The sequence below is a fragment of the Candidatus Methylomirabilota bacterium genome (assembly GCA_035764725.1).
In the GTDB taxonomy this organism is placed as follows: domain Bacteria; phylum Methylomirabilota; class Methylomirabilia; order Rokubacteriales; family CSP1-6; genus DASRWT01.
The window spans coordinates 1-19,956 of the sequence record DASTYT010000144.1; the positions used below are offsets into that span (position 1 = coordinate 1).

At 71.0% G+C, this 19,956-nt stretch carries 15 protein-coding genes; all 15 read right to left on the reverse strand.

All coding sequences use genetic code 11. The annotated features are described in order from the left end of the window. The coding region (locus tag VFX14_23710; GenBank protein HEU5192699.1) for an ABC transporter permease at window positions 1–1,026 on the reverse strand (1,026 nt) is incomplete at its 3' end. Next, the gene (lysS, locus tag VFX14_23715) at window positions 1,026–2,579 is read right to left on the reverse strand and encodes a lysine--tRNA ligase (GenBank protein HEU5192700.1); all 1,554 of its coding nucleotides are present in this window, start codon (window positions 2,577–2,579) and stop codon (window positions 1,026–1,028) included. The genes lysS and VFX14_23710, both read right to left, overlap by 1 nt. 5 nt (window positions 2,580–2,584) lie before the next feature. Further along, window positions 2,585–3,671 (reverse strand): peptide chain release factor 2 gene (prfB, locus tag VFX14_23720; GenBank protein HEU5192701.1). Its coding sequence is split into 2 segments (ribosomal slippage): window positions 2,585–3,625 and window positions 3,627–3,671, totalling 1,086 coding nucleotides; the frame shifts between segments, so codons are not numbered across the junction. A 17-nt stretch (window positions 3,672–3,688) separates the two neighbouring features. After that, window positions 3,689–5,203 carry an apolipoprotein N-acyltransferase gene (gene lnt / locus VFX14_23725; protein ID HEU5192702.1) on the reverse strand — a complete coding sequence of 505 codons (1,515 nt, stop codon included), beginning with the start codon at window positions 5,201–5,203 and terminating at the stop codon, window positions 3,689–3,691. Between the two features lie 34 nt (window positions 5,204–5,237). Continuing rightward, window positions 5,238–6,059: a metallophosphoesterase gene (locus VFX14_23730; protein ID HEU5192703.1), complete on the reverse strand. Its 822-nt coding sequence runs from the start codon at window positions 6,057–6,059 to the stop codon at window positions 5,238–5,240. Then, window positions 5,996–6,412 carry a transcription antitermination factor NusB gene (nusB, locus tag VFX14_23735; GenBank protein ID HEU5192704.1) on the reverse strand — a complete coding sequence of 139 codons (417 nt, stop codon included), beginning with the start codon at window positions 6,410–6,412 and terminating at the stop codon, window positions 5,996–5,998. Before nusB ends, VFX14_23730 begins: the two co-directional genes overlap by 64 nt. Continuing rightward, entirely contained in the window at window positions 6,413–6,916 is a 504-nt protein-coding gene (gene ribH, locus VFX14_23740; protein HEU5192705.1) for a 6,7-dimethyl-8-ribityllumazine synthase, read from the reverse strand. It lies immediately after the preceding gene. Window position 6,917: 1 nt separating this feature from the next. Then, complete coding sequence (locus tag VFX14_23745; protein HEU5192706.1) at window positions 6,918–8,156, reverse strand: bifunctional 3,4-dihydroxy-2-butanone-4-phosphate synthase/GTP cyclohydrolase II; 1,239 nt, start codon at window positions 8,154–8,156, stop codon at window positions 6,918–6,920. Continuing rightward, window positions 8,153–8,770: a riboflavin synthase gene (locus VFX14_23750; protein ID HEU5192707.1), complete on the reverse strand. Its 618-nt coding sequence runs from the start codon at window positions 8,768–8,770 to the stop codon at window positions 8,153–8,155. The genes VFX14_23745 and VFX14_23750 overlap by 4 nt, the downstream gene beginning before the upstream one ends. A 2-nt stretch (window positions 8,771–8,772) precedes the next feature. Next, complete coding sequence (ribD, locus tag VFX14_23755) at window positions 8,773–9,894, reverse strand: bifunctional diaminohydroxyphosphoribosylaminopyrimidine deaminase/5-amino-6-(5-phosphoribosylamino)uracil reductase RibD (protein ID HEU5192708.1); 1,122 nt, start codon at window positions 9,892–9,894, stop codon at window positions 8,773–8,775. Then, window positions 9,891–10,817, reverse strand: a complete 927-nt coding sequence (ftsY, locus tag VFX14_23760; protein HEU5192709.1) for a signal recognition particle-docking protein FtsY — start codon at window positions 10,815–10,817, stop codon at window positions 9,891–9,893. Before ftsY ends, ribD begins: the two co-directional genes overlap by 4 nt. 7 nt (window positions 10,818–10,824) lie before the next feature. After that, window positions 10,825–11,655 (reverse strand): helix-turn-helix domain-containing protein, encoded by an 831-nt coding sequence (locus VFX14_23765; GenBank protein HEU5192710.1) that lies wholly within the window; start codon window positions 11,653–11,655, stop codon window positions 10,825–10,827. A 58-nt stretch (window positions 11,656–11,713) separates the two neighbouring features. Continuing rightward, window positions 11,714–15,268, reverse strand: a complete 3,555-nt coding sequence (smc, locus tag VFX14_23770) for a chromosome segregation protein SMC (GenBank protein HEU5192711.1) — start codon at window positions 15,266–15,268, stop codon at window positions 11,714–11,716. A 119-nt stretch (window positions 15,269–15,387) separates the two neighbouring features. Then, window positions 15,388–18,204, reverse strand: a complete 2,817-nt coding sequence (gene secA / locus VFX14_23775) for a preprotein translocase subunit SecA (GenBank protein ID HEU5192712.1) — start codon at window positions 18,202–18,204, stop codon at window positions 15,388–15,390. Between the two features lie 18 nt (window positions 18,205–18,222). Further along, window positions 18,223–19,947, reverse strand: coding sequence for a DNA repair protein RecN (gene recN / locus VFX14_23780; protein HEU5192713.1), 1,725 nt, complete (start codon window positions 19,945–19,947; stop codon window positions 18,223–18,225). Window positions 19,948–19,956: the final 9 nt, after the last annotated feature.

A 19,956-nucleotide genomic window follows, 5' to 3' on the forward strand; every position in this document is an offset into this window, starting at 1 on the left:
GCCCGCCACCGTGCCCACCAGCCCGATCAGCATGCCGGCGGCGAGGAACACGACCGCGATGGAGCCGGAGGTCGCCCCCATCGCCTTGAGGATGCCGATCTCCTTCCGCTTCTCGGCCACGAGGAGCACGAGGTGGCCGATAATCGCGAAGCCCGCCACAAGCACGATGATGGTCACGATGACGAACAGGGCGAGTTTCTCGAGCTGGAGCGCGGCGAAGAGGTTGCGGTTCATGTCCATCCAGTCGCGGATCCAGTAGGGCCCGCCCGCGGCGGCGGCGATGCGGCGGCCCACCGCCTTGGCGTCGAAAGGGTCGTCGAGCTTCACCTCGACGCCGGTGACCCGATCGCCCAGCCCCGCGAATTCCTGCGCGGCGGCGAGCGTGGTGTAGGCGAGCGAGGCGTCGTGCTCGTACATCCCGATCTCGATGTAGCCGGCCACCGTGAAGCGCCGCATCTTGGGCACGAGCCCCACCGCGGTCATCGCACCCTGCGGGGAGATCACCGTGACCTGATCGCCCGGCACCACGCCGAGCGTCCGCGCCAGCTCCCGGCCGAGGATGAGGGCGGGCTCGCCGCCGCCCGCGAGGAGGGGATCGAGGCTCCCCGCCTTCAGCGCCTGCTGGAGAGTCGCCCGCACCACCGGCGAAGACAGATCCGCGCCGCGGAGGAGGCCGCCGGTCGCGCCGCCGCCCTGCGCGGTGAAGAGGGCCTGCTGGAGCACGAACGGGGTCGCGGAGTGCACGCCCTCGACGGGGGCCACGCGCGCCGCCACCGCGGCCCCGTCGGCCATGCCCCGCCCCCCGCCCTCCACCACGAGCACGTGCGGCTGGGCCGCGATGATCTTTTCCTTGATGCCGTCCTGGAAGCCAGTCATGGTGGCGAGGACGACGATCAGCGCGCTCACGCCCAGGAATACGCCGCCGATGCCGATCCACACGAACAGCGAGAGGTTGCTCCGCTGCCCCCGCGCGCGCAGGTATTTCAGGCCGAGGAAGAGCTCGAATGGCAGCCCCCGCCCCGGCATCAGGCCTCTCCGTCCTCGTCGCGGTCCGCGTCGGCCGCGCCCGGCCCGCCCGCGCGCTCCTGCCGGAGATGGGGGAAGAGGATCACGTCGCGGATGGAGGGCGAATCGCTGAACAACATGGCCACGCGGTCGATGCCGATTCCCTCCCCCGCGGTCGGCGGCATCCCGTACTCGAGCGCGCGCACGTAGTCCTCGTCGAGCCACTGCGCCTCCTCGTCGCCCCGCGCGCGCTGCGCCTCCTGGTCGACGAATCGCTGGCGTTGATCGATGGGATCATTGAGCTCGGAGTACGCGTTGGCGAGCTCCCGCCGGCACACGTAGAGCTCGAAGCGGTCGACTAGGCGGGGGTCCTCACGCTTCCGCTTCGACAAGGGCGAGAGCTCGATGGGAAAGTCGGTGATGAACGTGGGCTGCGCGAGCCCCGGCTCGATCAGCCGGTCGAACACCTCGTGCCAGATGTCGATTACGGTCCCCCCCGGCGCCAGCGGGACCCCGCGGGCCGCCGCCGCCCGCGCGAGGGTCTCCGCAGGCGTGTCCGGCGCCGCGGGCACGCCGAGGGCGTCGCCGATGGCGGCGAAGAAGGGCAGGCGCCGCCACGGCGGGGTGAGCGAGATCGCCTCGCCCTGATACGTGAAGTCGAGGCGCCCCAGCAGCGTCTGCCCGAGATGGACGAATAAGTCCTCGGTGAGCTGCATGAGGTCGTTGTAGTCCGCGTAGGCCTGGTAGAACTCGAGCATCGTGAACTCGGGGTTGTGCTGGGTCGACACGCCCTCGTTCCGGAACGAGCGGTTGATCTCGTAGACGCGCTCGAGCCCGCCCACCACCAGGCGCTTGAGGTAGAGCTCGGGAGCGATGCGAAGGTACAGCGGCATGTCGAGCGCATTGTGATGCGTGACGAAGGGCCGGGCGGTCGCCCCGCCGGGGATCGGCTGCATCATGGGTGTCTCGACTTCGAGGAAGCCGCGCGCATCGAGGAAGGCCCGCATCTCCCGGATGATCCGGCTCTTGAGGACGAACGTGTCCCGCACGTGCGGGTTCACCACGAGGTCCACGTAGCGGCGCCGATAGCGCGTCTCCACGTCCTTGAGCCCATGCCACTTCGCCGGGAGCGGCCGTAGCGACTTCGCCAGGAACTCGAGCTCCTTCACCGCCACCGTGAGCTCGCCGGTGCGCGTCCGCATGAGCTCGCCGGTCACCCCGACGAAGTCGCCCACGTCGAGGTCCCGGAAGAGGGCGAAGCGTTCGCCGAGGGCGTCACCCCGCGCGTAGAGCTGGATGGCGCCGGTACGGTCGCGGAGATGGGCGAAGCAGGTCTTGCCGTGATCGCGGAAGGAGACGATGCGCCCGGCCAGGCTCACCGGCCCGGCGCTCTTGAGCTCGTCCTCGGCCGCGCTCCCGAAGCGCGCGGCGAGCTCCCCCGCCCAGTGCGACACGGGGAACCGGCCGCCGAAGGGATCCACGCCGCGCGCGCGGAGGGCGGCCAGCTTTTCGTGGCGGCGGCGAATCAGCTCGTTGGTATCCGGGGCGGGGCCGGAAGCGGGAGGCTGGGCCATCGCGCTCACTCGCTTCCCTTGGCCGCCCGCACGCCGGTCAAGAAGGCGCGGATGAACGGATCGATGTCGCCGTCCATCACCGCCTCCACGTTGCCGACCTCCACTCCGGTGCGGTGGTCCTTGATGATCTGGTAGGGGTGGAAGGTGTAGGTCCGGATCTGGCTGCCGAACGCGATCTCCTTCTTCTCGCCGGTCAGCTCGGCCAGCTCCTCCCGCTGCTTCTTCTCGTACACCTGGTAGAGGCGCGCCCGCAGGATGCGGAGTGCGGTGTCACGGTTCCGGAGCTGCGAGCGCTCGTTCTGGCAGGCGACCACGATGCCGGTGGGCAAATGGGTGATGCGCACGGCGGAGTCCGCGGTGTTGACGCCCTGCCCGCCCGGGCCGGACGAGCGATACACGTCCACCCGGATCTCGTCGTCGCGCACCACGACTTCGACATCTTCCACCTCGGGGATCACCGCCACCGACGCGAACGACGTGTGCCGGCGCTTGGAGGCGTCGAAGGGCGAGATGCGGATGAGGCGGTGCACGCCGATCTCGCTCTTGAGGTAGCCGTAGGCATACTCCCCCGTCATCGTGATGGTGGCGGACTTGATGCCCGCCTCTTCACCGGGGAGGAGGTCCACCACCTCGGCCTTGAAGCCCGCGCGCTCCGCCCAGCGCAGGTACATCCGCATGAGCATCTGCGCCCAGTCCTGCGATTCGGTGCCCCCCGCGCCGGGATGGATGGAGAGGATCGCGTTCTTGCCGTCCTGCGGCGCGGAGAGGATGACCTTGATCTCGAACGCCTCGATGGCGTCGCGGAGGGCGGCCAGGCTCACAGAGATCTCGGCCCCGTGACTCTCGTCTCCAGCCTCGGTGGCCATCTCCCACAGGAGCCGCGCCTCCTCGGCCTGGGTGGTCAGCTCCTTGAAGCGGGTTACCGTGCGGTTGAGCTCGGCGCGCTCCTGGACGACGGTCTGCGCGCGCCGCGTGTCGTCCCAGAACGTCGGGCGCGACATCTCCTCGTCGATGGCGGCGAGGCGAGCTTCCTTGGCGGGCAGGTCAAAGATGACCTCGGAGATCGTCGAGGCGCCGCTCCACGTCCGCCATGTCCCGCTTCAGCTCGCTCAGCACGAAGACCTCCGGAAGTAGGTGAAGCCGGCCGTCGCTCCGACCAGCGCCAGACACGCATACACGAACCAGTCACCCCAGCGCACGTAGAGCGTCGCGCGCTGGCGCAGCGGCACCCGATCCACCAGCACCCCGCGCTCGCCCAGCGGCAGCATGCGCCGAATCCGTCCGCTGGGGTCGACGAAGGCCGACACGCCCGTATTCGCCGCCCGGACGATGGCCACCCGATTCTCGACCGCGCGCAGCGGCACCGTACCCAAGTGCTGCCACGGCCCACTCGTCTCGCCGAACCAGGCGTCGTTGGTGATGTTCGCCATGAACGCCGCGCCCGCGATCACGCCCCGGCGAAACAGCTCCGGGAAGATGACCTCGTAGCAGATCACCGTGCCGAACGGGGCGCCCTCGAGCGGCATGATCACCGGCTCTGTGCCCGCTCCGAAGTCCGATATGAACTCGGCCCAGCTCCGCACGAACCCGATGAGCCAGGCCAGGGGGACATATTCCCCGAACGGCACCAGGTGAATCTTATCATACTTGGCCCTAATCCCTTGTCCGGTCAGGAAAAATGCGCTGTTCAGGAATTGCGGCCGGGGGGTCTCCCGACGATCGACTGACCCGGCCAGGAGCGGCATCCGAAGCTCCGCGGACAGGCGCGTCAGCCGGCCCAGGAGCGCCGGGTCTCCGCGGAGGAAGATGGTGGTCGCGGTCTCCGGCCAGAGCACCGCCGCCGGACGCGACGTGGGGTCGCCCACGTCCACGGGGCGCGCCGCCTCTCGCGTGAGGGCCTCGTAGATGTCCATGATCTCGGCGTGCCGCTCGGGATCCCATTTGAGCGTCTGGGCGATGTTGGGCTGAATCACCGCGATGCGCACGTGGGTGCCCGGCGCAGGTGTCACGGCGAGCGCGCTCCATCCGAACGCCAGGGCGCCGAGGACCAGGGCGCCGGCGGCAACCATCCCCGGGAGCGCGCGGCGCCAGCCGAGACGGACTGCCGCCGCGAGCGCACAGTTCACCGCGACGAGAAGGAATGACACGCCGTAGACGCCGGTGAGCTCCGCGATCTGGATCACGGGCAGCACGCCGTGCTGCGAATATCCGGCGAGCCCCCAGGGAAAGCCGTCCATGAGCCACCCGCGCAGCCACTCGCCGGCCACCCAGAGGGGCGGCACGGTAGCGAGCGCCCAGCCCGGTCCCAGGCGCGGCCGCGTCCATGCCACCCATGCCCCGGCGAGGCCGACGTAGAGTGCACAGTACCCGGCCAGCAGCGCGATGGGCCCCCACGTGAGCGGCCACGGGATCGCGCTGTAGTGGCGGAAGGTGTGATCGAGCCAACGGAGGAGGACCACGAAGAACACGGCGCCCTCGAGCCACGCCTCGCGGAACGCCGCGCGCGGCGGCAGGACGAGCGCCCAGGCGAGCGTGGGCACGAGCCAGATCCAGGCGAGCGGCCACCAGTCCGTCGCGGGATACGCGAGGGCGCCCAGCACGCCCCCGGCGATGAGCACCGGCACCCGCACCATCGGCGGCGCGAGCCCGGGTGCTCGCTCAGAACCCACCGGCGAGGCGCTCGGCGAGGAGGCGAGGCAGGCCCGCGGCGAGGATACGGCGCGCGGCTTCCCGGTGATCGTAGGATACGCGGCGGATGTCGACCCGCCGCGCCTCCACGTCCCACACCGCGTAGGCCGCGCGGGGATCGCGGTCGCGGGGCTGGCCCACGCTGCCGACATTGATCAGGTAGCGCCGGCCGGCTTCGAGGGCCACGTCCACCGGCCATGCGGTGAACGTGGCCGCATGCTCGGGCCCGCTCGAGCCCAACGACCAGACGCCGGGCCGGTGCGAGTGCCCCACGAAGCACAGGCGCGTCGCGAAGTCCTGGAACACCGCGAACCCCTCCTCGGCGGAGAGGAGATAGTCCCATTCCTCCGGTCGATGCGGGCTCGCGTGGACGAGGGTCGCGTCCTCGACGGTGGCGGTCAGGGGCCGCGCGCCGAGCCAGGCCAGCGTGTCGGGCGCCAGCTGCTCGCGCGTCCACAGCGTGGCCGCACGAGCCATCGGATTGAACCAGGCGAGGTCGAGGAGGCCGGCGACGCCGTGCTCGTGATTGCCGCCCACCAGCGCGCTCGCGCGCTCCCCCACGATGTCGACGCAGGCCTCGGGGTCCGCGCCGTAGCCGACGAGGTCGCCGAGACACAGCACGGCGCGCGCCCCCTCCCTGGCCGCGTCGGCGAGCACGGCGTCCAAGGCGGGATGGTTGGCGTGTATGTCCGACAGGACGGCGTAGCGGATGATGGGGACCGTGGCCGCTAGTCGGGCGGCCGGTGCTCTTTGTGCACGCGGTCGAGGAGCCCGTTGATGAAGCGGCTCGATTCGCGCGTGCTGAACTTCTTCGCGACTTCGAGCGCCTCGTTGATCGCGACCTTCGGCGGGATGTCGGCCCGCCACAGGAGCTCGAAGACGCCCGCGCGGAGGATGTTGCGGTCGACCACGGCCATGCGGTCCATGTCCCAGTTCTCCGCGTACTGGGCGATGACCTCGTCTATCTTCTCCTGATGGAGTGTGGTGCCCCGCACGAGGGACTCGACGAACGCCCGCACCTCGTCGTCCACCGGATGGCGGGCCCAGAACTCGTCGAAGTAGGGCTCGGCGCTCGCCGCCTCCTGGAGATCCAGCTGGTAGAGGAGCTGCAGGGCCAGCTCGCGGGACTTGCGACGCTTGCCCATTCAATGCCTCCGCGGACGCGAGCGACCACGGAGCCACTCCGCCATCTCGAGCACGGCGTGGGCGGCCTCCTCCCCGCGATTGCCGACGGCGCCGCCCGCGCGCTCCCACGCCTGCTCCTCGGTGAGCGCGGTGATCACCCCGAAGCCGATGGGCACGCCGGTGGCGAGCGACGCCTCGCGGATGCCCGCGGCCGCCTCACGGCAGATGAAGTCGAAGTGGGGCGTGCCACCCTTGATGACGACACCCACGCAGGCGACACCGGCGAACCGCCCCGATCTGGCGAGGGTAAGCGCCGCGAGGGGAAGTTCGAAGGAGCCGGGCACCCAGTGCACCTCGACGCGGCCGGCGCCGATGCCCGCCTCGGTAAAGGCGGCCACCGCGCCGTCGGCGAGCTTCTTCGAGATCGCCTCGTTGAAGCGGGCGGCGACGACGGCGAAGCGCGCCGTGGCCGAGCCGCCGGCGACACCCTCGCGCGGCCGCGACGTGGGGGCGCGGCCCGCCATCTCAGTCGGGGAACGCCGAGAAGAGGTGGCCCATCTTCTCACGCTTGGTGGTGAGGTAGCGGCGGTTGGCGTCGGTAGGCGGGATCTCGAGCGGCACGCGCTCGACGACGCGCAGGCCGTAGCCCTCGATGCCGACGATCTTTTTCGGGTTGTTGGTCAGGTAGCGGAGGTTCCTGATGCCGAGGTCCACCAGGATTTGCGCGCCGATGCCGTAGTGACGGAGATCCGCCCCGAAGCCGAGAGCATGGTTGGCCTCGACCGTGTCCTTGCCCTGGTCCTGCAGCTCGTACGCGCGCAGCTTGTTGACGAGCCCGATCCCCCGCCCCTCCTGCCGCATGTACACGAGCACGCCGCGGCCTTCGCGGGCAATGATGGCGAGCGCGCGATGCAGCTGGGAGCCGCAGTCGCAGCGCTCGGAGCCGAACACGTCGCCGGTGAGGCACTCCGAGTGGACGCGCATCAGCACCGGCGCGTCCCCCGACACGTCGCCCATGACGAGGGCCACCGGCACGCGGTCGTCCACGGTGGTGTCGTAGGCGATGCACAGGAACTCGCCGAACTCGGTGGGCAGGCGAGTCTCTGCCGCGCGGCGGACCAGCTTCTCCTTCTGCATCCGATACTCGATGAGGTCCTTGATCGTGATGACCATCAGCCCGTGCGTGCGCGCGGTCTTGAAGAGCTCGGGCAGGCGCGCCATCCCGCCTTCCTCGTCTAGGATCTCGCAGATCACGCCCATGGGCGCGGAGCCCGCCATGCGGGCGAGGTCCACCGCCGCCTCGGTGTGGCCGGCCCGGCGCAGCACGCCGCCGGGGAGCGCGCGGAGGGGAAAGATGTGCCCGGGGCGGTTCAGATCCTCGGGGCGCGAGGCGGGATCGACCAGCGTGCGGATGGTGACGGCCCGGTCGTAGGCAGAGATGCCGGTGGTGACGCCCCGCCGCGCGTCGACGGTGGTGGTGAACGCGGTGCCGTGGGGCTCGGTGTTGTCTCGCACCATGAGGCCGATCTCGAGCTCGTCCAGCCGCTCGCCGAGCATGGGCACGCAGATGAGGCCGCGCCCGTACCGGGCCATGAAGTTGATGGCCTCCGGGGTAACCCGATCCGCGGCCATGACGAGGTCGCCCTCATTCTCGCGATCCTCGTCGTCCACGACGACCAGCATCCGGCCGGCGCGGATCTCCTCGATGGCGTTCTCGATGGTCGCGAACTGTCCGACGCTCACGTCCCCACGGTTGCTGATCACGAGCGAGTCCCTCCCGGCTCTCCGGCGGGTCGCCCGCCGAGGCTCCACGCGCGCAGCACGTACTTGCCGATCATGTCCATCTCGAGATTCACGCGCCGTCCCCGCCGGGTCGCCCCGAGCGTCGTGACGGCGAGCGTATGGGGGATCACCATCACCTCGAACGCCCCCTCCTCGAGCGCCGCCACCGTCAGGCTCACGCCGTCCACCGCCACCGAGCCCTTCGCGATCAGGTACGGGGCGAGCCGTGGGTCCTGCCATTCTACCCTGATCCGGGAGGTGTCCGCCGCGCGCTCCACCGCGGTCACGACGCCGATGCCGTCGACGTGGCCCTGCACGATGTGGCCGCCCAGGAAGTCCCCCATTCGCAGCGGACGCTCGAGGTTCACGGGATCGCCCGCCACCAGATCGCCGAGGGTGGTGATGGTGAGTGTCTCCGGTCCCATGTCGAAGCCGAGCGCGTCGCTGCCGCGCTCGACCACGGTGAGGCAGACGCCATTGACGGCAACGCTCGACCCGAGATCCGTGCCGTCGAGGGCCTTGCCCGCCGCGACGACCAGGCGCGCCCCTCGACGGTCGAGGACGCGCCCCAGCTCCTCGACGATTCCGGTGAACACGGCTAGCGCGCGTCCTCGCGATGGATGACGTCGGCCTCGATGAGCCAGTCGTCGCCCACCGCGAGAGCGCTCGCGCGGGTGAGCGAGACGGCGTCGCCGAGGGCGCGTCCCGGGCCGCCCACCGGAGTGGGCGCCCCGCGCCCGCCCACGAGCTTCGGCGCGACGAACACCGCGACTCGGTCCACGAGGTCGGCGGCGAGAAAGCCCGCGTTGAGTTCCGCCCCGCCTTCCACGAGCACGGCGATGACGTCGAGGGCGAAGAGGCGGCCGGCGAGATCGACCAGATCCACGTGGCCGCCCGCGCTCTTGCACGCGAGGACGGCGGCGCCGGTCGCCTCCAGCGCAGCGATCCGCTCCGAGGGCGCGGCGTCGGTCACCGCGACGAGCGCGCGAGCGGGCGTGCCCGCCGTGAGGACACGGGCGGTGCGGGGCAGGCGCGCCTGACTGTCCACGACCACGCGCCAGGGCTCGCGCGGCCACGGCCGGCCCAGGCGCACGTCCAGCGCGGGGTCGTCGGCGAGCGCGGTGCCGATGCCCACCACGACCGCGTCGGACTCGCTGCGCAGGCGGTGCGCCTCCCGCCGCGCGGCCTCACCGGTGATCCAGCGCGAGGCGCCGTCGTGCGCGGCGATCTTGCCGTCGAGGCTCATCGCCGCCTTGAGAGTCACGTGCGGACGGTGGCGGGCCATCGCCGTGAAGAACGCGCGGTTGAGATCGCGCGCCTCGTCCTCCCGGACCCCGACGGACACGTCGACGCCAGCCGCGCGCAGGGCCTCCGCGCCCCCGCCGGGCACGCGCGGGTTGGGATCGCGCACCGCGCTCACGACACGCGTCACCCCCGCCGCGATCACGGCCGGCGCGCAGGGCGGCGTGCGACCCTGATGATTGCAGGGCTCGAGCGTCACGTAAAGGGTGGCGCCGCGCGCCCTGCCTCCCGCCGAGCCCAGCGCGATCACCTCGGCGTGCGGGCCGCCGGCGCCGGCGTGGAACCCCTCCCCGACCACCGCGCCGCCCGTCACCACCACCGCCCCCACCATCGGATTCGGCGAGGTGAGCCCGCGGCCACGCGCCGCGAGCTCGAGCGCCCGCGCCATCCAGTGCGCGTCGTCGGCCGCGGGGCTCATGCGTCCGGCAGGAGCGCCGCGGCGAAGGCCTTGGCGTCGAACGGTTGGAGGTCCTCGACCTTCTCCCCCACCCCGACCAGCTTGATCGGCACGCCCAGTTCGCGCCAGATGCGAACCACGATCCCGCCCTTGGCGGTGCCGTCGAGCTTGGTGAGCACGATCCCGGTGAGCCCCACCGCCTCGTGGAAGAGCCGCGCCTGCGCGAGCCCGTTCTGACCCGTCGGCGCTTCCAGCACCATGAGGCATTCCTGCGGCGCGCCCGGGAGCTGTCGCTCGATCACTCGCTTGAGCTTCGACAGCTCGTCCATGAGGTTGGTCTTTGTGTGCAGGCGCCCCGCGGTGTCGACGAGCAGCACATCCGTGCCGCGGGCCGCCGCCCCCTTCACCGCGTCGAAGACCACCGCGGCGGGATCGGCGCCGGCCGCCTGCCGGATCACCGGCGCGTCGGCCCGGCGGCCCCACTCCTCGAGCTGCTCGATGGCGGCGGCGCGAAACGTATCGGCCGCGGCGAGGGCCACCGACTTCCCCTGCGCGCGGAGCGCCGCGGCGAGCTTGCCGGTGGTGGTAGTCTTGCCGGCGCCGTTGACGCCGAGCATGAGGGCGACGGCGGGTCGCCCTTCGAGAGCGAGCGGGGCGGCCGCGGGCTCGAGCGTCTCCTCGAAGAGGCGGCGAAGGAGCGAGCGCACGTCGGCGGCGTTGCTGACCCGGCCACGCTTTGCGTCCGCGCGCACGCGGTCCACGAACTCCGCGGCGGTCGCCGCTCCCAGGTCCGCGGTGAGGAGCATCTCCTCCAGCTCCTCGAGGAGAGCCTCGTCGACCGGGCGTCCGGCGGCCAGCAGCGTGTCGAGGCCCTCGTCGAAGAGCTGCCGCGAGCGCCGAAGGCCGTCCTTGAACCGGTCGGCGAGGGAGCCGAAGAAGCTCATGAGATCCTCAGCCGCCGTCGGCGGGGAGGACGAGCTCGCGGATCACCGCCCCCGGCGCGCCGATGGGCGGCAGCGGGCGGCCGTTCAGCTCGAGCGAGATCCCGCCGGCATTTCCCACCGTGAGCACGAAGCGCTTCTCCGCGCTCCACTCGCGCGTGGCCCCGGCGGGCAAGAGTTCCTCCACGCTCCGGACCCCGTCGATCTGCACGCGGATCCAGGTAGGCTCGAGCGCCTTGGCCACCAGGTGCTGACCGCCGCGGGGCGGCGCGGCGGTCGCGGCCGCCGGCACCGAGGTCGCCGCGGGAGGCGGGGCGGCCGGGGCCGCAGGCGTCGCGACGGGGGTCGGGGCTGGCGCGGTCGACACCTCCTGCGCGCCGGGGGCCTCGGTGGCGCGGGGCATCGGGGTGGCGGCGGGTGGCGCGGCCGGGGCGACCGCAGGCACGACAGGCGCGCGCGTAAGGCGTGACGACGAATCTCGCCCGGAGTTGAGGATGAAGAGCGCCGTGCCGAGCACGACGAGCAGGATCACGCTCACGAAGACGGGGCCGCGCCCCAGGCCGGCGCCGCGCGCGTCGAGATGGCCCGTGCTGACGGCGTGCGATCGATCCCCGGTCAGCTCGCGATACCGCGACAGTGCCTCGCCCGGGTCGGTCTGGAGGAACTCGCAGTAGGCGCGAATGAACCCCTTCACGAACACCGGCGCCGGCAAGGAGGCCAGATCCTCGACCTCGAGCGCCTCTAGGTGCGCGCGGCCGACGCGGGTGGCGCGGGTGACCTCGTCCAGGGACACGTCCTTGGCCGAGCGTAGCTCGCGCAGATATGTGCCGAGGGAGCCCATGGAAGCCTCTCCGCTACTCTAAGCCGCGAAGAGCGGAACAGTCAACGAGGAGGCGAAGTTACGCTTCGGTCAACTGGACGGACACGAGCCGGGAGAGGCCGGGCTCCTCCATGGTCACGCCGTAGAGCACGTCCGCGGCTTCCATGGTCTTTCGGTTGTGGGTGATCACGATGAACTGCGTCTGGCTGCAGAGCTCCCGCAGCACCCGCAGGAAGCGGTGGATGTTGGCGTCGTCCAGGGGCGCGTCGACCTCGTCGAGCACGCAGAACGGGCTCGGTCGGTAGTAGAAGATTGCGAACAGCAGCGCGAGGCCCGTCAGCGCCTTCTCGCCACCAGACATGAGCGTCACGGCCTGCAGCCGCTTGCCGCGCGGCTGGGCCATGAGCTCCACCCCCTGCTCGAGAGGGTCGTCGTCGCCTTCCTCCGGCTCCACCATGCGCAGCTCGGCCCGCCCGCCTTCGAACAAGCGGCTGAAGATCTCGCCGAAGTGTCGGTTGACCTGATCGAAGGCCTCCTGGAATCGGTCCTGGGCGGTGCGCGTCATGCCCCGTAGCGCGCGCTCCAGGTCCTTGATGGAGCCAGTGAGGTCGTCGTACTGCGCGCGGAGGAAGCCCAGGCGCTCCTCCAGCTCGCGGTACTCCTCGTCGGCGACGAGGTTCACCGGCCCCATCGCCTCGAGCTTCTGGCTAAGGTCGACGTGGCGATCACGCAGGGCCAGCGTGTCGCGCTCGGGGCCGTGCGCGGCGAGCAGCGCCTCCGGGCTGTCTACCCCGTGGGTCCGACGCGCCTCCTGGACCAGCTCCTCGCGGCGCACCCGACCTTCGGTGTCCTGCAGCTCCAGATCGTGGATGCGGGCGACCAGGCGCTGGCGCTCGGCCTCGGCCAGCCGTAGCTCCCCGTCGACCGCTTGCCGCTCGGCCACCTGAGACTGGTGGATCTCGGCGGCAGCGCGAACCTCGCCTTCCAGGCGGTCACGATCGAGCACGGCCTCGCGCGCGCGCGCGTCGGCCCGCGCGACCTCAGCGGCCAGCTCGGCACGACGCTCTGCGAGCTGCGCCCGGCGTAGCACCGCGCCGTCCAGCCGCTCACCGGCCTCGCGGCCCAGCTCCTCGAGCCGGTCGATGTCGCGGGCCAGGGCTTCGACGCGCTCCGCCACCGCGGCGACCTCGACGCGATGGTCGCCGATTTCCGCTCCGAGCGCAGCGTCCGCCCGCTCGGCCGCTTCCACCTCCTCGCGCAGCGCGCTCAGGGTGCCCTCGAAGCCCGCCTCGCGGTCGCGCGCGTCCGCGAGGGCCGCGCCCACCTCGGCGATGCGCCGCGCCGTCTCGACGTGCTCGGCCTCGATCTGTGCGTGCTCGGCGGCGAGCGTGGCCAGATAGCGCTCGAGCCGGTCCGTCTCGCGCTGCGCGGCCTCGAGGTCCTTGTCACCGGTCAGCCGCTCCGCCTCCCGGCTCTGCACGGAGGAGACCAGCGTCGACTCGCGCTCCCGGAGGACGCCGAGCATGGCCTCGAGCGCTTCGAGCTGCCCCCGCTCCTGCTCAACGGCGACCGCGCCGGCCGCGACCTCGTCGCGGAGCTGACGGATGGCGCGCTTGCGGCGAAGCAGTGAGTGCTCCTGCGCCTCGCGATCTCCATCGCGGCGACCGCCGGTGAGCCGGCCGGTCGGCGAGAGCACCTCGCCGGCCGGCGTCACATAAGTCGCGACCACGCCGTTCCGCCGCCACAGACGCTCGGCCTGATCGAGGTGGTCGACCACGCCGACCCGGCCGAGGAGATAGCGGAGCAGTGCCGGCTGCGGACCGCCGATGAGCCGCGAGGCCCAGCGGACGTCGCTCGAGTCGTCGGGCGTCACTCCATTGGACGGCAGCGTGTCGAGCGGCAGGAACGTGGCCGGCCCTGCGTTCTCGCGCTCGAGGTAGCCGAGGGCCGCCCGCGCGTGCTCGAAGCGCTCCACCACCACCCACTGGAGCCGGTCACCGAGCACGCCCTCCACCGCCGCCTCGAGCCCGGTCGGGACGTCGAGGAGATCGGCGACCGTGCCCACCACGCCGTGAAGCGCACTCGTGCTGGCCGCGAACACCGCGCGCACACCCGCCCCGTATCCTTCACGCTCGCGCTCGAGCTGCTCGAGCGCCTCCAGCTGAGACTCGCGCGCGGCGAGGGCGAGCCGCCGATCGCCGAGGGCCACCTGCGTCCGTTCGCGCGCGGCCTCGCCCGCCTCGCGCTCGCTTTGCACCTGGCGCCGCTCGGTCTCGAGCAGCGAGAGCTGCTGCCCGGTGGCCTGACGCCGCTCCTCGACGCGGAAGCGGCGGGCGGCCACCGCGTCGGCTTCCCTCTCGGCCTGAGCCGCCTCCGCGGCCAACCGGGCCAGCCCGCGCTCGCGGTTGAGCCCGCGCTCGCGCAGCTCGCCCTCCTCACGCGTCAGCTCGGCGCGGCGGCCCGCCGCGGTCACCTGCTCACGACGGAGGGTGTCGAGCCGAGCGCGTCGGGCGTCCACGTCCAGGCGCGCGGCGGCGGCCCGCTCCTCGAGATCGGCCAGGCGCGCGATCCGGTCGGCATGGCGCTCGCGCCCCTCCCCGAGCCCGCGAATCTTGTCCTCGCGCTCAGCGCCCAGGGCGACCCGGCGCTCGCCGATCGCGGTGATCTCGCCGCCCAGCCGCCCGTCCTCCTCATCGAGCTCGCGGATCTGCACGAGCAGCTGCTCGCGGCGCTCGATCAGGCGCTCGGCCTCGCCCTGGATCTTCTGGACGAGCTGCCGGAGGTCGGCGAGCCGGAACTCCGTCTCCTGGATGGCGGCGCTCTGGAGCGCCTGGCGGGACTGGAGCGCCGCCTGTTGCACGACGCGCTCCTCCTGCTCGAGGTGCAGCCGCTGCATCTCGACGGCGAGCGCGTCGTGCTTCGCGGTCAGGGCGGCGAAGTCGGCGGCGAGCATGGCGAGGCCCAGCGCCTGCTTCTCGGCGTGCAGCGCCTTGTACTGCTGGGCCTTCCGCGCCTGGCGCTCGAGCGAGCCGAGCTGGCGGCGCACCTCGTCCATAATGTCGCGGACGCGCTGCAGGTTCTGACGGGTGGCGTCGAGCTTGCCCTGGGTCTCCGCGCGCTGCTGCTTGTAGCGGGCGATCCCGGCCGCCTCCTCGATGAAGACCCGTCGCTCCCACGGCTTTGCGGTCAGCACGTGGTTGAGCCGCTCCTGGTCCATCAGCGCGTAGGCCTTGGGATTGACCCCGGTGCCCGCGAAGAGATCCTGGACGTCGCGAAGGCGGCATACCGACTTGTTCAGGAGGTATTCGCTCTCCCCCGTGCGGTAGAGGCGCCGCGCCACCGCGACCTCACTCCAGGGCACCCCGAGCGCGCCGTCGTTCCCGAAGATGAGGCTGACCTCGGCCATGCCGGTCGACTTCCGCGAGGCGGCACCGTGGAAGATGACGTCTTCCATCTTGGCGCCGCGGAGGGTCTTGGGGCTCTGCTCGCCGAGCGCCCACCGGATGGCGTCGGCCACGTTCGACTTGCCGCAGCCGTTGGGACCGACGATGCAGGTGATGCCGGGAAGGACGCGAACCTCCGACTTCTCGGCGAAGGACTTGAAGCCATGAAGTACGATCTGTTCGAGCCGCATGTATGCGCCCGCGGGCGCTACTTACTGTTACCACACGGGTTGCCGGGCCACCAAGAAAAAAACCCCAGGCGTGGGGGGTGTGGCCGGAGAGCGCTACCAGATGTCGGCGGGGCGCTCGCTTAGCCGCCCATGAGGGCGTGGCACTTCTTGTATTTCTTGCCGGAGCCGCACGGGCACGGGTCGTTGCGGCCGACCTTCGCGCCGTTGACGGCGCGCACCTCGCGTCCCGCTGGCGCGCGGCCGGCGCCGATGTCGCCGGCGGCGCCGTGGCTCTCCTGCCAGCGCGGGGCGGGCGCCGGGGCTGCCGCGACACGTACGGGCTCGGCCTCCTCGCGCACCATGCGCACCTTGAAGAGCTGCTCCAGGACCACTTCTTTCAGACGGTCGACCATCTCCTGGAACATGTCGAACGCTTCCTTCTTGTACTCGGTGAGTGGATCGCGCTGGCCGTAGCCGCGAAGCCCGATGCCCTCCTTGAGGTGATCCATGCTCAGGAGGTGATCCTTCCAGAGCTGATCGATCCCGCGGAACTCGCCGTCCTCCCAGCGGAGGCCCAGCACGATCCACCGCTCGAGGCGATGGAACATCTCCGGCCCCATTTGCGCCTCGCGCTCCCGGTAGGACTTCACCGCGAGCTCGGTGACCTCCTCCACGAGCTCCTCGGGGGCGCGCATCTCCGTCACGTCGAGCTCGGCGGGCAGGCGGAAATCGAACTGGCGATGCAGGGCCTCGTTGAGCCCGGCCACGTCCCACGTCTCCGCATGCGTCCCGTCGGGCGCGTAGCGCGCCACCGTGGCGGCCGCCACCTCGTCGATCCACTCGAGCACCGTCTCTTCCTGGCTCTCCCCTTCCAGGATCTCCCGGCGCATGCCGTAGACGATCTCGCGCTGCTTGTTCATGACGTCGTCGTACTCGAGGAGGTGCTTCCGGATCTCGAAGTTCCGGGTCTCCACGCGCTTCTGCGCGGTGCCGATGGCCCGAGTCACCATCCCGTGCTCGATGGGCTCGCCTTCCTCCATGCCGAGGCGGTCCATGATTTTCTGGATGCGCTCCGAGCCGAAGATCCGGAGGAGATCGTCCTCGAGCGAGAGGTAGAAGCGCGAGGAGCCGGGGTCGCCCTGGCGGCCGGAGCGGCCGCGCAGCTGATTGTCGATGCGGCGCGACTCGTGGCGCTCGGTGCCGATGATGTGCAGGCCTCCCAGGCTCACCACGCGGTCGTGCTCGGGATCGGTCAGGCGCTTGGCCTCGGTCCAGGCGGCTTCGCGGGCAGCGGGCGGCGCAGTGGCGGGATCCAGCCCCTTCTTTCGGACCAGCTCCTTGGCGAGGAAGTCCGGGTTGCCCCCGAGCAGGATGTCGGTGCCGCGGCCGGCCATGTTGGTGGCGATGGTGACCGACTTCTCCCGCCCGGCCTGGGCCACGATCTCGGCTTCCCGCTCGTGGTACTTCGCGTTGAGCACCTGGTGCGGGATGCCGCGTTTCTTGAGGAGCCGGGAAAGGTGCTCGGAGATCTCGATGGACACCGTGCCCACGAGCACTGGCTGGCCCTTGGCGTGCCGCTCGGCGATCTCGTTGGACACCGCCTCGAACTTCTCCCGCGCCGTCTTGTAGACCACGTCGGCATGGTTGACGCGCGTGAGCGGGCGATTGGTGGGGACCACCGTCACGTCCAGCTCATAGATCTTGGCGAACTCCTCGGACTCGGTGGCCGCCGTGCCGGTCATCCCCGCAAGCTTATCGTACATCCTGAAGTAGTTTTGGAGGGTGATCGTTGCAAGCGTCTGATTCTCCGACTCGATCTTGACACCTTCCTTTGCTTCCACTGCCTGGTGGAGGCCGTCGGACCAGCGTCGGCCCGGCATGAGCCGGCCGGTGAACTCGTCGACGATCACGACCTGTCCGTCCTTGACGACGTAGTCCACATCCTTCTTGAAGAGCGCGTGCGCCTTCAATGCTTGGTGGATGTGGTGGAGGAGCTCCATCTGCGAGGGGTCGTAGAGGTTCTCGACGCCGAGGAGCTTTTCGCAGCGCGAGATCCCCTGCTCGGTGAGGGACACCGCGCGCGACTTCTCGTCGACAATGTAGTCGCCCTCGGCAGTGGCCTCGATCTCGGAGAGCTTGCCCTCGACGATGGTCGCGGCTCGGGAGAGCTTCGGGATGATCCGGTCGATCTTGTAGTACTTGTCCGTCGAGCCTTCCGCCGGCCCCGAGATGATCAGCGGGGTGCGCGCTTCGTCGATGAGGATCGAGTCGACCTCGTCGACGATCGCGTAGTGGTGCTCCCGCTGCACCATCTCCTCGAGGGAGAAGCGCATGTTGTCGCGCAGGTAGTCGAAGCCGAACTCGTTGTTGGTGCCGTAGGTGATGTCGGCCTGATACGCCTCTCGGCGCGTGCACGGGCGGAGCGAAGCCAGCCGGATGTCACTCTGCACGAACGTCGGATCGAAGAGATACGACACCTCGTGCTGGATCACGCCCACGGTGAGACCGAGCGCGTGGTAGATCGGCCCCATCCACTGCGCGTCGCGCCGGGCGAGATAGTCATTGACGGTGACGATGTGGGTGCCGAGGCCGGGGAGCGCGTTCAGATAGGCGGGCAGAGTCGCCACGAGGGTCTTGCCCTCACCGGTGGCCATCTCGGCGATCGTCCCCTCATGCAGGACCATGCCGCCCATGAGCTGCACGTCGAAGTGCCGCATGCGCACGGTGCGGCGGGCCGCCTCCCGGCACACCGCAAAGGCCTCCTCAAGGAGGTCGTCGAGCTCGGCCCCGTCGGTGAGCCGCGTGCGGAGCTCGTCGGTTTTGGCCCGTAGCGCCGCGTCGTCGAGCGCCTGCATCGTGGGCTCGAGCGCGTTGATCGCGTCGACGGCGGGGCGCATGCGCTTGGCGTCGCGCTCGTGCTTGGTGCCGAAGACCGCGCGGAAGACCGAACTCAGCATGTCAATCGCTATCTTACACTATCCCTCGCGCCGCCCTTCGCGACGCGCCTCTCGGAGCATTTCCCGCGCGGCCCGGCGGGTCGTCTCGGTGACACGCTCGCCGCCGAGCATGCGGGCCAGCTCCTCCACGCGGGCGGCGCCGTCGAGCGTGGTCACCGTGGTCCGCGTGGCGGTACGGCTCGCCGTCTTCTCCACCCGAAGATGGTGGTCGGCGTAGACCGCGATGGGCGCCAGATGCGTGACGCAGAGCACCTGCCGCCCCGCGGCGATCTGGCCGAGCTTCTGTCCCACCACCTCGGCCACCCGTCCCCCGATGCCGGCGTCCACCTCGTCGAACACCATGGTGGGTACCTCGCCCGCCACGGAGAGCACCGCGCGTATCGCCAGCATGGTGCGGGAGAGCTCGCCGCCCGACACTACCTTGGCGAGCGGGCGCGGATCCTCGCCGGGATTCGCCGAGAACAGCATCTCGGCATGGTCGATTCCGCGCCGCCCCACCCGCCAGCGGGCGGGCCCGGCCGCCAGATCGCCGTCCGCCGCCGGATCCCGGCGAAGCCCGATGCGGAAGCGCGCTTGTTCCATGCCGAGCCCGCGTAGCTCCTTCTGAACCTGTCGCTCGAGGCGCCCCGCGGCGGCGGCGCGCGACTCTGCCAGCTCGAGGGCGGCCTGCCCCGCCGCCTCGGCGGTCCGGGCCACACGCCCCTCGAGCTCCGCCACCACCTCGTCGTGGCGCTCGAGCCGGTCGAGCGAGGCCGCGATCTGCGCACGGTAGACGCCCACCGCCTCCGCGGTCTCGCCGTACTTCCGCTTGAGGCGACTGATGGCGTCCAGGCGCTCGTCGATCTCGGCGAGGCGCCCGGGATCGAAGGGGGCCCGGTCCCGCAGGGCGCGGGCTCGGCCTATGGCGTCCTCCAGATAGGCCTCGGCCTCGCCCAGGGCCGCCGCAGGGGCACCGAGCTCCGGATCATAGCCGGCCAGCTCTCGGAGCAGTGCGCCCGCACGCTGGAGCCGCGCGGCGGCCGAGCGCTCGTCGTCGTAGAGCAACGCGGTAACTTCGGCGAGTCCGGCGGCAATTCGCTCCGCGTGCTGCAGGCGGCGGCGCTCGACGCGCAGCTCGTCCTCCTCGCCCTCCCGAAGCCGGACGGCGTCGATCTCCGAGAGCTGGAACCTGAGGAGATCCTCCTGACGCTTGCCCTCTCGCGCTTCCTCGGCGATGCGCCGGAGCTCGCCCCTCGCGCCTTCCCACTCCGCCACCCGCCCGGCCACCCGTTCCCGCGCCTCCTCCGTGCCCGCATAACGGTCGAGGAGGTCGAGCTGGCGGCCTGCCTCCATCAGGCGCTGATGCTCATGCTGACCGTGGAGCTCGACCAGCGCTTCGCCGAGCCGCTCGAGAAGCGCGACCGTCGCCGGTGAGTCGTTCACGAAGACCCGATGGCGGCCGGCGCGCGAGATCTCGCGCTTGATGACGAGCATCCCGTCCGGAGCGGTGTGCCCCGCCTCCTCCAGCAGCACCGCCGCGGCGCCCTCGGGCTCGAGGTCGAACACCGCCTCGATGGTCGCGCTGTCGGCGCCGGTGCGGATGAGGTCGGGCTGGGCGCGCGCGCCCATGAGGAGGAGGATTGCGTCGACCACGATGGACTTCCCCGCCCCCGTCTCGCCGGTGACGGCGTTGAGGCCTGGGCCGAGAGAGACGGTCACCGCTTCGATGACCGCGAGGTTCTTGAGGCGCAGCTCGCTCAGCATGCTCGGAGG